The organism is Streptomyces gottesmaniae, from assembly GCF_031845845.1.
GTDB classification, from domain to species: domain Bacteria; phylum Actinomycetota; class Actinomycetes; order Streptomycetales; family Streptomycetaceae; genus Streptomyces; species Streptomyces akebiae.
Map to the genome: position 1 here is coordinate 72,339 of NZ_JAVRFJ010000042.1, position 12,403 is coordinate 84,741.

Below are 12,403 nucleotides of genomic sequence, written 5' to 3' on the forward strand. Positions count from 1 at the left end.
TTACATCGCTATTACCCCTTCCCCCTCTTGCCACTGGGCTCTCCCCTGCCCACACAAGAGCCCAACGGGCCCCCTGAACCTCCCGGAAGGTGTCACGTGCGAACAACCCGCATCCGTCCCCCGGTTCCCCGCCGCCTCAGATCATGGCTGGCCACAGCCGCTGTCCTCACTGCCTCGACGGCCTCGCTCCTCGTCCAGGCCGGCCCCGCCTTCGCGGCCGACACGACGCTCCACGCCGCGCCGAACGGCTCCGGCACCGCCTGCTCCACGAGTCAGCCGTGTTCCCTCACCCAGGCCAAGACCCAGGTGCGGGCGATCAATGACGCCATGACAGGTGACATCACCGTCGAGCTCGCCGACGGCACCTACCGGCTCTCCTCGCCACTCACCTTCACCTCGGCGGACTCCGGCACAGGCGGCTACACCGTGAACTGGAAGGCCGCGCTGGGCGCCCGTCCCGTCATCACAGGAGCGCAGAAGGCCACCGGGTGGACCGTGCAGGACTCGGCCAAGAACATCTGGAAGGCCGACGTCGGCACCGGCTTCGACACGCGCCATCTGTCCGTCGACGGCGTCCTGGCCACCAGGGCACGCTCCTCGGTCACCCGCTCCCACCTGACCGCGACCACGAACGGCTACACCTTCACCAACAGCTCCCTGAGCTACCTCAACAGCTTGGCGCAGCCCGGCCGGACCGAGATCCACGGCATCGGATCCTTCACCGACCGCTATGCCCCGGTGACCAGCATCAACAGCGGCACCATCACCATGGCCCAGCCGTCGTGGGACAACAACACGTTCGGCTACGACACCCTGACGAGTCCCTTCCACGCCGGCCCCCTCTACATCGAGAACGCCTACGAATTCCTCGACACGGCCGGCGAGTGGTACCTCGACACCGCTGCCGGCACCCTGTACTACAAGCCGCTCACCGGACAGGACATGAGCGAGGCCGACGTCGAGGTGCCGAAGCTGGAGTCACTCATCGACGTCGGAGGGACCTACTCCTCCCCCGCCACCCACATCGCCTTCTCAGGGCTGCAGTTCTCGGGCACCAGCTGGCTGGACCCCACCACCCACGGCTACGCCAGCCAGCAGACCGGCGCGTACATCTCCGGTACCTGGGACCGCCCGTCGGACGCGCTGACCTCGTGCCAGAGCGGCTGCCCTCTCTTCGAAGCGACGCGCCCCCACTGGGACCAGATGCCCTCCGCCGTCCAGGTCTCGGCCGCCGACCACATCACGTTCACCGGCAACCGGTTCACCCAGCTCGGACAGAGCGGCCTCGGCATCGGCAACGACGCGGGCGCCCACACCACCGGCGTGGGACTCGGCGCCGACACCATCACCGCGACGGGCAACGTCTTCACCCAGGACGCGGGCGGCGGCATCGTCGTCGGCGGCCTTCAGGCGGACGCGCACCACCCCAGTGACAGCAGGATGACCAACAAGAACATCACCCTGAACAACAACCTCATCCACGACGTGGCGCTGGAGTACCGCGACATGTCGGCCATCCTCGTCACCTACGTGAACGGCGCGACCGTCTCGCACAACGAGGTGTACAACCTGCCCTACTCCGGCCTGACCATCGGCTACGGCTGGGGCGTCAACGACATCGGCGGCAGCCAGGACTACGTCAACCGGGGCCTGTACGACTACCAGCCCACCTACACGACCGCGACCACCGCCGCGAACAACCACGTCACCGACAACTACATCCACGACCTCATGCAGCAGATGACCGACGGAGGATGCCTGTACACCCTGTCGGCGTCACCGGGCAGCACCTTCGAACGCAACTACTGCCACAACAACAACGGCTGGTTCGGCTTCTACCACGACGAGGGCTCCCGGAACTTCACGGACACCAACAACGTCTTCCGCAACACCGGCCGCTGGGCCCAACAGAACAGCACCTCGGTCAACAACACCGGCGCCCTGACCCTGACCGACAACTGGACGAGCAACAGCTCCACGATCATCACCAACACCGACGGCCGCGGCAACGCGGTGAGCGGCACCGTCGTCGTCAGCAACGGCAACTGGCCGTCAGCCGCCAAAACGGTCATGAACAACGCCGGTATCCAGCCCCTCTACCGTCCGCTGACCACCGCCCCCGTCACCTCCCCCTACAGCGCCTACTCCTCCACTCCCGCCCACACCGGCCAGAGCGGCGGTCACTTCACGATCACCGACGCGGGCGAGGACATCTGGGGTGCCGGCGGACAGCACGAGGACGAGTACGGCACCGTCTTCCGAAACGGGGCAGCCGTCGACGGCACGTCGGTGACCGCCCGCGTCGACAGCCTGGACAACACCAACGGCTGGGCCAAGGCCGGCGTCGTCCTGCGCAACGACCTCACGAACGACGGCTCCTCCGCCGGATACGCGGCTGTGGTGGTGACCCCAGGCAACGGCGTCAGCTTCCAGCGGGACTCCAACGCCGACGGATACCTCGACCAGCTCACGAACACCGCCGCCGGCGTCAAGGCACCGGTCTGGGTGCGGCTCACCCGCACCGCCACCCAGGTGTCCGCCCACTACTCCACCGACGGATCCACCTTCACCCAGGTCGGCTCGACGGTGACCCTGCCGTCCATGGCGACAACCCAAGATGCCGGTGTCATCCACACAGCCCACAGCACCACCACCGGCAGCGCGACCTTCAGCAACCTGCGCATCGTCACCTCTCCCTACAAGGCATACAGCTCGATTCCGGCCGCCGTCAGCCAAAGCGGCCAAGTGACCTCCCTGACCAGCGCGGGCATCGACATATGGCGCACCGGCACCGCCTACGACGACGAGTACTCCGCCGCCTACCAGACAGGAGCCGCTGGAACGTCCTCGACCGTCACCGTCCGCGTCACCAGCCAGGACAAGACCAACGGCTGGGCCAAAGCCGGCCTGATGCTGCGCAACAACATCGCCTCCGCCGGCTCGTCCACCGGGTACCTCGCCCTCGCCACCACCCCCGGCAACGGAATCGCTCTGTCGTCGGACTCCAACGGTGACGGCTACCTCGACACCAACACCATCAAGACCGGAAGCGCCACCGCCGCCCCGGTCTGGCTCCGTCTGGTCAGGAGCGGCACGTCGGTCACCGGCTCCTACTCCGCCAACGGCACCACCTGGACCACGGTCGGAACCGCGACACTGACCGGGGCGAACAGCACCCTGGACGCGGGCATGTTCTCCACGGCCCACGCCGGAACCATCGGCACGGCGACCTTCAGCCAGTTCTCCGTCAGCTGACGAAGCCAGTTCGGATCGCGATCTCCGAAACGAGCTCCGCGTGCCGGTGCGACCTCAGCGCCGGCACGCGGAGCGCCGTCATGTCCGGGCCGACCTGAGCGCAGCATGACAACGAGCACGGCGGCGTCGGGGGCGACGAAACCACTGCCAGGCAGTTTCGCGATCGACACCGGTCCATGGCCGCATGGATCACTGAGGCTTTCAGGGTGGTGCGAAGGTCAGGCCTGTGGCGGTGAGGCAGCCGTCGATCAGGTGCGACGGCCGGACCCTGCACCGGCTGCGGCACTCCACGCTCACGCACGATGCTGAGTGCGGCACCTCCACCCCGCTCTTGCAGCGAGGGTGCGGGCGAGGCGTAGCTGGAGCGGGCAGCGGGCAGCGGGCAGCGGGCAGCGGGCAGCGGGCAGCGGGCAGCGGGCAGCGGGATTCTGGGCGCGGGTGAGGGCGTGGTTGAGGATGTTTACTGCGGTGGCTGGTCGTTGGGGGCCCGCCCAGTGCCGGCAGGTGTGGGCTATCGGAGCGCTGCCGCCACCAGCCCGCGGATCTTCTGGTCCGGCACGGTTCCGCCCCCCACCACCAGGGACCGCCGTCACCAAAGCCGGACCAACGCCGCATCGACGCCGAGACCGACCGGCTGCTTCAAGTGTTTCGCCAGCGCCGGCTTCGCCAGCCCGCCCTGGTCGAGAAGGCGATGGGACGGCAGACACTCGCGCTCCCTGGCCAGCTCGACGCAGTCTGCAAGGCATGCGACGACCTCGCATCCGAAACAGAAGAGCTGTTCCTGCAGCCTCCCGATGCCGAGATCATCACGAGCTTCCCTGGTCTGGCCACGCTCACTGGCGCACGGATTCTCGCCGAGGTCGGCGACGACCGCGCCCGGTTCACTCACTCCGGCAATCTGCAGGCTTCCGCAGGAAGCGCACCCGTGACCCGGCAGTCCGGCAAGAGCCGCCACGTCGCCCACCGCAGAATCAAGAACAACCGACTGGCGGCAACCGGCCGGTACTGGGCATTAGCCGCGCTGACCGGTTCCCCCGGCGCACACGACCATTACAACCGCCGAGGGGACACCGGTGACCACCACAGAAGTTCGACGAAGCGATCGCCTTGAGCACCACCGCCCCCGCTCCACTCTCGGCAGCTGCTTGACCCGAAAGCTGCATGCGGCGCCGCTCCCAGATCGGGAAGGCGTCGCGGTGATGCCTTCCCGAACGGTGCGGTGCGGAACTGCGGACCGGCAGAGTCAGGCGGGCGGCGGTGGCTCAGTTCCAGGGGTTTGCTGGCTGGTCGTTGATGGTGGTCCAGAAGCGCGTGTTCTCGGGGAGGTAGCCATGGGCCCAGAAGGACCAGCCGCCGCTCGACTCCAGGTTGCTGCCGTAGCGGCCGTCGTGGAACTCGGCCATGCGCCAGCCGCTTCCGTAGTACTGGACGCAGAGGTTGTCGGCGACGGCGAGGCTGGTCAGTGCTTTGCCCTGGACGGGAGGTGTGGCGGCGACGGTGCCGCGAGCCCAGCCCGCGTAGAAGTCCGGGGTGATTCCGCTGGGTACGCCACTGCCGGTGACGCGCAGGCACAGCAGCGGCAGCGTGGCGGTGGCCGGGGTGTCGCCGTAGTAGGGATCGGTCGCGGAGTCCGCCCCCACTCTGACCGTGCCGTTCGCGGTTCCCTCGGCGAGCACGGTCCAGGTCATCCCGGACGGGATGGCGGACGGGACAGCCTGGGCAGGGGTGACGGCTGCCGGTAACAGCGTGAGCGAGGCGGCGGCCGAGAGGCCGATGATGCCCTGGCGGAGCAACTTCCTCATGGGTACTCCTTGTGGCAGGCGCGAGCATGTGTGTGCTGATCACTGGTGCGTCATCTCCGGGCCGGAGCCCGAATCAGCATCCGACACCCACATGGGTCCGTCACGGATTCTTCACACTCCTGGCGGCATGCAGTCGCAGTTCGGCTCAAACAGCCTCTCCCGCCCCTGTGCGCATCGTTGAGCCGCCCGCGGCACCGGTACCCGGTCGAGGTCATCTCCCACTGTGTGTGGCTGTACTTCCGTTTCCCGCTGCCATTCCGTGAGGTCGAGGAGCTGATGCTCGAGCGCGGCGGTGACAGGTGGCACCTGGTCGCGGTCTTCATCAAGATCAATGGGGAACAGAAGTACCTGTGGCGGTCTGTCGACCAGAACGGCAACGTCCTGGACATCTCGTGCAGAGCCTCCGGGACACGGCCGCGGCCAGGCGCTTCTTGCGCCGTCTGATGAAGAAGACGCACGCGGTGCCGCGGATGATCGTCACCGACAAGCTCCGCTCCTACGGCGCAGCCCACCGCGAGGTCATGCCCTGCGTCGAGCACCGGCAGTCGAAGTGCCTCAAGAACCGGGCCGAGAAGAGCCACCAGCCCACCAGACGGCGCGAACGGGCGATGAAAGGCTTCCGCCCGATGGGCGGGGCCCAGCGGTTCCTGTCTGCGTTCAGCGGCATCTCGCCCCACTTCCGGCCTCGCCGCTACCTGACGACCGCTGCCGCCCACCGAGCTGAGACGACCGTCCGCTTCGCGATCTGGGACCAGATCACCGGCGCTGCCGACCGTCCCACCACGGCCTGACCACAGGCCCGGCTCCCAAGCCCACCCTGCCCCGACGCGCCGTCAGGCAGCCACACCCCCAACAACGTGTCAACGCCGTTCCAGGTGCCTGACGCCGCCGAACTCGACGACGGCGAGGTTTCCACCCCGTCGGCGGACTTGGCGGGGCCGGCCGGAGTGGGCAGTAGACCGCCCCTCGTGCACCGACAGCCAACCCGGCTGCCCCGCCCGGGAGCGTTCTGACGGCGTCTGTGCTGGCCTGCGGTGCGGCTGTCGTGTTGCCGCAGACCAGCCCACACGCATGGCGCAGCTCAACCTGCCGACTCAACCACTTTCTCGTCAACTGAAGCGCCCAGTGTGCGACACGAAGTCGCTCCAGGTAAGTAAGGACAGCCACGTGAAGGAGGTAGCGATCGGCTGAACTTCGCGCCAGTATCCAAGGCCCGTCCCCGCGCTCGCATGCGTTTCGCTGGTAACGGCAGGGTGTGATGCCGAGTGTTCAAGCCCAAGAACGTCCCGGCCATCGGGTGCCACAGGCGAGGGGAAAGCTGGACGGGCGAACGCAAGTGAACCCTGATGGTGCCTCGTGATTCGGCGACAGCACCGCCTCACCCCGGCGCGCGCTCCCGAAGCGCATGCCCAGGGCAGATCGCCGAGCACCGCGGGAGAGGTCACGCCAGGCGGTGAGGACACTGCTGAGGGGGTGAGCCGGCGATCCGGATCAGCCAAGCGGTACACCACCGGCTGCATCTGTGTCTCCGTCAGGGACAGCGCCATCGGCCCGGCGGATATACACGAAACCGTTCAAGGGCACCCGACGTACGGCCACGGCTTCACAAACCAATCAGCGCGAGGTCAACAGCGGTTCCGGTCACACGCCGAATGGCGTGCGATCGACCGGACCACGGTCACCCACACGCAACGCGTAGCACGGTGACGGACCCTGGCGGGAAGTGGCCCTCTTGCGTCGGCAAGTCTGCGTGCCTCACCCAGCCTCCCACCCTCTCGGCCGGTGAGAGCAGGCCGGGTGACCGGCCGGGGGCGTTGTCCTGTGCCACCGGATCCTGAGTGCGTGCCAACGGAGCTTGATGGAGACGACTTTGTGCCATCGAACTTTGGCACCGCCTGCTTCCTGCCGCGGGGACTTGACCGAGCATGACGGCCACGGATCATGCCTGCATGGCGGCCACCACGGCGTTCTACGGATTGGTCGAGGCAGCCGGCTTCCCGCACCCTGTGCAGCGGTCCGGCAGCCCGGCCAGCCCTCTCTTACAAGATCTGCGGCCGACGGCTTCAGTGCTCGAATGCCGCCGTCGCCACCGGCACTGCCAGCAGCAGGCTGAGTCCGATCAGGGAGAGGCGGTCCAGCCACAGGATGGCGGCAAATTCGCGCAGCGTCGCGGCCAGCCAGTAGGCGGGGGAGGTCGGCGCGCCCACGACGTGCACGGACACGCCGGCGCGCCGGGCCAGCAGGGTCGTGCGGTAGACGTGAAAGCCGCTGGTGACCACCGTGGCACGGTGGCCGGCAGTAGTGCCGTCCACGAGGGCCGCGCTGAAGCGGAGGTTCTGCCCGGTGTTGACGGAGCGGTCTTCCCGCACGATTCGGTCGGCGGGCACTCCGCGTCCGCGCAGATAGTCGGCCATCGCGTCCGCCTCGGAGCGGACCTCGTCGTCGCCCTGGCCGCCCGAGACGACGAACACCACACGAGGCGTGTCCGGTGCACGGACGGCGTCGATCGCGAGGGCGCGCTCCAGCCTGCGGGTCAGCAGCGGGCCGGGCCGGTCGCCGTTGAGCCCGGCGCCCAGGACGACGACATGGGTGGTTTCCGGCAGAGGCGTGCTGCGGCCCTGGACGAACACGTAGCTGGCAAAGGCCAGGAAGAGCAGAGTGAGGTGTCCTGCGGCCGCGTTCACCGCGACCACGAGGGCACCGAACGCCTCGCCGCCGACCGCGTGGAAGACCGCGTTGAGGCCGAGCACCGCCAGCAACGCGCAGCCGGCGGCCCCGGTCGCCAGCAGGGCTGCCTGCGGTCCGTAGCGCCGGACCAGGAGGACGCCGTCGGCCAGCAGCAGCAGGCCCAGCGCGAGCACGAGGAGCAGGGCGGCGACGGCGAGGACGGTGGCGATGGTCGGGTGGGCTGCGGCACTGCGGCCTGCCACGCCGAGTCCGGCAGAGGTCACCGCGAGGCAGAGCAGAACGGCGGTGGAGAACCGGTGCGGTGCCAGCAGGGCGTTGACGACACCGCCCGCGGCGAACACGACCGCGGCGAGGTACTCCGGGTACTCCGGCATATGCCGCACCGCTCCGCTCTCCCGCCCACCGGGCCGCTGCCCGTACCCGCCCGCCTCTCGCCGCCCGCGGATTCCCGGACACGGTACGAACGGCTGCCGGCCATCCTCCCAGACCTGCTGTGGTGCGCCGCACGCGGGCGGCGGTAGTGCAGGACCGGCACGTCGTGCCAGTGGTCCTGCCTGGCGGCCGCGCAGGACACACAGGGACGGTGTGCCCTATAGCCCGGCCCGCAGGCGGTGCGCCGCCCGTGCCGCAGCAGCCGCAGTCCACTGCCCGCTCCTGCCGCTGCTGCGCTCCCGCCTGCCCCTGCTCGCCTTACCCACCCCCCTGCCCCCTCCGCATCAGCCAGTCACCGAAGCCGTACCAGACCAGCGCAGACACAACACGACACGATTCAGCCGGCAACCTGCACCCAACGTGACAGCGCACGGACTCGATGAGCGGGAGAACGCAGGGTATCCGGATGATGACGATGCTGTCCCGACTCCCCGTGAAGGAGGTCTGCGCTGTGCTCCGGCTCAAGCGCTTACTCGACCGCAGTCTGACCGCGCAGGCGGCCCTGGTCTTCCTGCTGGGACTGGGCACCACGGCCCTGCTCCGCAGAGACGAGCACCCGGCTGTCTGGGTGTTCCAAAGTGCTCTCTACACCGGGGTCGCCGTCGCGGTCCTGGCCGTCCAGCGCCGCCGGGCCGCCCGAGCCGTGGGCACCGACGCGGACGGACTCGCCGATCTGAACCGGAAGATCCGCCACCATGAGGTGCCACAGGACCCCCAGAAGCAGGCGGCCATGCGACAGCTGATCGCCCAGCAGCTCGGCCAGATGGAGGGGGCGGGCACGTGGCTGCCGTACTGGCTCGGCGCCATGTGCCTCATCGCGGTCGGCGTATTCGTCCTGGGGGCCGTCAGCGGGTCCCTCGCCTTCCCCCTTCTCTTCGCGCTCGGCACGGTCGCGCTGTGCTCCTGGGTCCTGTGGATGCGCCGCCGCTCCCTGGACCGCCTCCGCCAGATGCGTCAGACCCTGCGACAGCAGTGAGCGGCCAGACCGGGCGGGGACGGTGGGCAAGTCCCCCAAGTCGGCGGCCTTTCGCAGCGCTGCACCGCCGCGGCGGGGGTGCAGGCAGGGCTGGTGTCATTTGTCTCCTCATGCACCTACTCCGCCGTAAGTCAGATGTGGGAGGTGAGGCCTGTATCAGGGTCGTGGGAAATCAGTGTCGGCATCCCGGGGTCATACCGGACGGTCTCGCCAGTCAACAGGGCCTTCCGTTGACTGGCCGTTGCGATCTCCACCAGGAACCGCACGACGGCGGCTACCCCCGCTCCGTCGAGGACGTCCTCAGGCCAGACGGAAAACTCGATCTCCTCCTCGTCGTAGGGCAGGGCGAAGAACCACACGGCGCCGAAGCGGGCCCGGAAAGAGAAACTCGTCCCCTGCCCCTCCGGCTCGTCTGCCCAGACGCGGAAGAGGTCGGCGATGGCGGGCCGTCCGGGATCGACCTGGGGGTAAGGGTGCTCCACCTCGCTCTCGTCGGCCACAGCACGCAGGCGTTCGAGGACGGCGATCCACTCGACGCGGGTCGTATGGAGCACCCGAATGTCCCTCAGGCTGCCGTCACGATGGAAGACATCGCACATCCACGGCTCGGGCAGGCACCGCTCGTGGGTCCCGCGCTCACCCATGTGGATGTCCTCGTGCCTCACCTCGTCCGCCCCCTCACGTTCGTCTCTTCCATGGCATCTAGAGATACGAGGTCGCCGCAAGATCGAAGAACCTGCCCGCTCGGTTCGGGGTCAGCGTGAAGCCCTGACCAGCTCTTCCTTGTTGAAGGCGAGACGCGGAGCGGGGGCGGCTGGGCGGCACTGTCGAGCCGCCGCCGGGTGCGCCGTCGCTCTGGTCGACGCCCGCCATCACGTCCGCGAGGAAGGCCCTGGTGAACAGCCTTAGCGCCGACCTCTCGCCGTGGCGGTCGATGCGGTCGAACCCGACCTGGTGGTCGCGGACGGAGCGGGTACGCCAGCAGAGGACCTGCTCGCGGGTCAGGTCCTCGAGGACCAGGTCCCGGTCACCGTCCTCGGCCTCCAGCTGCGATGCGGGCACGGCGGCGGCCGGACGCAAGAGCCAGCCGCTCTGACGGCGGGCTCGGACGATCTCACAGCACAAGGTCCCTGGGACAGGGTTATGGGCCCAAGAGTACGCGTTGGCGTAGGAGGTCGAGGTTTGCTCGTCCATAGGCCCTGCGCTTGAGGAGTTTGACACGGGTGACCTGGCCCTCGACCTGGCCAGAACTCCATGAGGTGGAGAGCCCGGCGGTAACGGCGTCGAAGTCTCGTCGTAGGCCGCTGACCAGCGAGTGGAGGGCTGGTAGGTCGTCAGCAAGGACTCGCTCCATCCAGTCGGGAAGTTGGTCTCTGCGGAAGTGGTGCAGCGTTTCGGCGAAGTCGTGGACGTGCCGTGCGGCGGCGTCGAGATGAGGGCAGCCGTACGGATCTCCTTCAGTTCCGCGGCGTCGGCGGCCGCGAGGTGCTGGGGATGCGTCATGATCCAGCGGACAACGCGTCGGGGCTTCGGGGCCTTGCCTGGGCTGCGGCCGGGACACCGGCTGCTGCTGGGTGGTCTTGGTGCCTTCATCACCGCGCAGGCTCTTATGGCGCTCGTGATAGGTGCGCCCTTCGATCGTCCAGGTGTACAGGCATGTGATCACCTGATTCGTCGAGACTGGAGGGCGAGCGGCAGTCGCTGATCGCGGCGGTCACCTCTGACCGGTTCCCGCATGATCCCCCTGGTTGCGCAGGGCCATGCCGAACGCCTAGAGGGGAACGGCGAAGGCCAGAACGGCCAGGAAGGGCGCGATCCAGTCGGTGCTGATGGTCTCCCCATCGACTCCGAGCCGCTGTGAGCGCCCGGGCACGCGACCAGCGGGCGAGCAGGGCGATCACGGTCGCCGCGCCGACGGTCTGCCAGAGGTGGATCCGCCACGGCGCGCTGTCGCCGAACAGCGCAGTGCCGACGAAGGCCACAAACAAACCGAGCACGCCGGTAAGCGCGCACGCAGCGATCAGACGGCTGCTCCACGGTACGGTCAGCCGCGAGCAGGGCGTCCGCTCGCGGGCGGACTGCTCAGCGATAAGAGCCCTGATGAGGTCAGTACTCCCTTGCAGGGCGCGCACATCGTGCCCGAGCCCGTTCGCCCTCAGGGTGAGATCGTCCCGTCCCCGGTGGGCATTGCGCAGTTCCTCCCTCAGCTCGATCACCTGGTCCTCGGACCGCTCCACCCAGCTGCGCAGCAGCGTCATGCGCTGCCGTTCCTCCAAAGCGTCCGTGTGCTCCACCGCATGTTCGTCGACGGCCTCGTCCCGCCTGCCTGCGCAGACGGCGTGCACGCGCGGGACGAGGGAACGGTCTGGAATCTTCATGCCTGAGAGGAACCTCTACAGGTCCGGCGCGTCGATGCCGAGCGCGCCTGCCGCGTCTGCGTCCTTGGTGAACCCCGCGCTGTCGACCAGTCCACGCAGATATTCCGCCCAGCCCACGACCGCTGGATCCAGACGGTCGCGATCGAGCGGACTGCGGGGTCTTCCAGGCCGCTCGGGCGTGCTCTCCACCACCGCGCAACTCCTTGAGGCAGTCCTGCTCCAGGGCTTCTTGCGCTTGGAGCAACAATCCGACACCCCGACGCTGGATGTGCCGAACCCCGGCCGGCGCAAGGCCTGGGCGCATCCGATGCTGCCCGGCAACCGGTGCTATCGGCTGAAGTTCTGACACACAGTCACCTATCTCATAAAGGACCAGACCGTCATGCCCACGCTCGTCCTGCTGACCCTCCTGTTGCTGCTTCTGGTCGGCCTGCTGATCGCCGGCGTCCACACCTACGCCGTACACCGCCTTCCGAACTGGCACAGCCGTTCACGGTCGGCCTGACTGCTCTGGCACTTCTGAGTGCCATAGTCACCGCGATCACGGCCCGGTGAACCGTGGCGATGCAGCGGGGCGGGCCACGGGCGGCGACAGACCCTGGCCGCGGCGCCGCCGGATCGGAGTCGTTGACCCCCGGTACCGGCATGACGGACGGTCTCGTTGTCTCCAAGTTGTTGCGGCGCCACAGCGACAGCGAGCACCGGCAGCTTCAGCCTCAGTGGGAGGCCAGAACACCGCCCGAGCCCAAGCAGCCGTGTCTTGCCCGTGCCGAGTTCGCCTTCGACAACGCCGATCGTGGTGTCGCCGACACGTGCGCACTCCACGATGCGCCGCAGCATGGCGAGTTCCTCGGTCCGGCGGAACAAGCTGG

12 protein-coding genes and 1 pseudogene are annotated in these 12,403 nt (G+C 68.3%); 6 read left to right on the forward strand and 7 right to left on the reverse strand.

Annotation, left to right across the window (positions count from 1 at the left end; genetic code table 11):
- Positions 1-96 precede the first annotated feature (96 nt).
- Positions 97-3,255, forward strand: coding sequence for a DUF1349 domain-containing protein (locus RM704_RS35950; protein ID WP_052145861.1), 3,159 nt, complete (start codon positions 97-99; stop codon positions 3,253-3,255).
- 589 nt (positions 3,256-3,844) lie between these two features.
- On the opposite strand, the gene RM704_RS35955 is transcribed toward RM704_RS35950, so the two are convergent.
- On the reverse strand, positions 3,845-4,144 hold the full coding sequence (locus RM704_RS35955) for a hypothetical protein (RefSeq protein ID WP_033525630.1): 300 nt from the start codon (positions 4,142-4,144) through the stop codon (positions 3,845-3,847).
- On the opposite strand from RM704_RS35955, the gene RM704_RS45230 reads away from it, so the two are divergent.
- A complete protein-coding gene (locus RM704_RS45230; RefSeq protein WP_369015710.1) occupies positions 4,103-4,366 on the forward strand; it encodes a transposase in 264 nt (87 codons plus the stop codon). The two genes, RM704_RS35955 and RM704_RS45230, sit on opposite strands and share 42 nt — an antisense overlap.
- A 151-nt stretch (positions 4,367-4,517) precedes the next feature.
- Here the strand turns inward: RM704_RS45230 and RM704_RS35960 are convergent, their stop codons facing one another.
- Positions 4,518-5,057: a hypothetical protein gene (locus RM704_RS35960; RefSeq protein ID WP_052145860.1), complete on the reverse strand. Its 540-nt coding sequence runs from the start codon at positions 5,055-5,057 to the stop codon at positions 4,518-4,520.
- 165 nt (positions 5,058-5,222) lie between these two features.
- Between RM704_RS35960 and RM704_RS35965 the strand changes: the two are divergent.
- Positions 5,223-5,848 (forward strand): annotated as a pseudogene (locus RM704_RS35965) (IS6 family transposase).
- Positions 5,849-7,120: 1,272 nt separating this feature from the next.
- On the opposite strand, the gene RM704_RS35970 reads toward RM704_RS35965, so the two are convergent.
- Complete coding sequence (locus RM704_RS35970) at positions 7,121-8,119, reverse strand: YdcF family protein (RefSeq protein ID WP_052145859.1); 999 nt, start codon at positions 8,117-8,119, stop codon at positions 7,121-7,123.
- Between the two features lie 464 nt (positions 8,120-8,583).
- On the opposite strand from RM704_RS35970, the gene RM704_RS35975 reads away from it, so the two are divergent.
- Positions 8,584-9,153: a hypothetical protein gene (locus tag RM704_RS35975; RefSeq protein ID WP_311592100.1), complete on the forward strand. Its 570-nt coding sequence runs from the start codon at positions 8,584-8,586 to the stop codon at positions 9,151-9,153.
- Positions 9,154-9,284: 131 nt separating this feature from the next.
- On the opposite strand, the gene RM704_RS35980 is transcribed toward RM704_RS35975, so the two are convergent.
- The 4 genes from RM704_RS35980 to RM704_RS35995 all read right to left on the reverse strand — a co-directional run bounded on the left by RM704_RS35980 (position 9,285) and on the right by RM704_RS35995 (position 11,531).
- Positions 9,285-9,797 carry a hypothetical protein gene (locus RM704_RS35980; protein ID WP_157856656.1) on the reverse strand — a complete coding sequence of 171 codons (513 nt, stop codon included), beginning with the start codon at positions 9,795-9,797 and terminating at the stop codon, positions 9,285-9,287.
- Positions 9,798-9,855: 58 nt separating this feature from the next.
- Positions 9,856-10,215: a hypothetical protein gene (locus RM704_RS35985; RefSeq protein WP_157856655.1), complete on the reverse strand. Its 360-nt coding sequence runs from the start codon at positions 10,213-10,215 to the stop codon at positions 9,856-9,858.
- Between the two features lie 79 nt (positions 10,216-10,294).
- Positions 10,295-10,819, reverse strand: a complete 525-nt coding sequence (locus RM704_RS35990; protein ID WP_157856654.1) for a transposase — start codon at positions 10,817-10,819, stop codon at positions 10,295-10,297.
- Positions 10,761-11,531: a hypothetical protein gene (locus tag RM704_RS35995; RefSeq protein ID WP_192829587.1), complete on the reverse strand. Its 771-nt coding sequence runs from the start codon at positions 11,529-11,531 to the stop codon at positions 10,761-10,763. The genes RM704_RS35990 and RM704_RS35995 overlap by 59 nt, the downstream gene beginning before the upstream one ends.
- Before the next feature lie 178 nt (positions 11,532-11,709).
- Between RM704_RS35995 and RM704_RS36000 the strand changes: the two genes are divergently transcribed.
- Complete coding sequence (locus RM704_RS36000) at positions 11,710-11,877, forward strand: hypothetical protein (protein ID WP_157856652.1); 168 nt, start codon at positions 11,710-11,712, stop codon at positions 11,875-11,877.
- Positions 11,878-11,913: 36 nt separating this feature from the next.
- A complete protein-coding gene (locus RM704_RS36005; RefSeq protein WP_311592104.1) occupies positions 11,914-12,036 on the forward strand; it encodes a hypothetical protein in 123 nt (40 codons plus the stop codon).
- The last annotated feature ends 367 nt before the right edge of the window (positions 12,037-12,403 follow it).

Bases quoted from the DNA above. Each gene is read 5' to 3' on its own strand.
- RM704_RS35960 (WP_052145860.1), bottom strand. From the start codon at position 5,057: ATGAGGAAGTTGCTCCGCCAGGGCATCATCGGCCTCTCGGCCGCCGCC.
- RM704_RS35970 (WP_052145859.1), bottom strand. From the start codon at position 8,119: ATGCCGGAGTACCCGGAGTACCTCGCCGCGGTCGTGTTCGCCGCGGGC.
- RM704_RS35975 (WP_311592100.1), top strand. From the start codon at position 8,584: ATGATGACGATGCTGTCCCGACTCCCCGTGAAGGAGGTCTGCGCTGTG.
- RM704_RS35980 (WP_157856656.1), bottom strand. From the start codon at position 9,797: ATGGGTGAGCGCGGGACCCACGAGCGGTGCCTGCCCGAGCCGTGGATG.
- RM704_RS35995 (WP_192829587.1), bottom strand. From the start codon at position 11,531: ATGAAGATTCCAGACCGTTCCCTCGTCCCGCGCGTGCACGCCGTCTGC.
- RM704_RS36005 (WP_311592104.1), top strand. From the start codon at position 11,914: ATGCCCACGCTCGTCCTGCTGACCCTCCTGTTGCTGCTTCTGGTCGGC.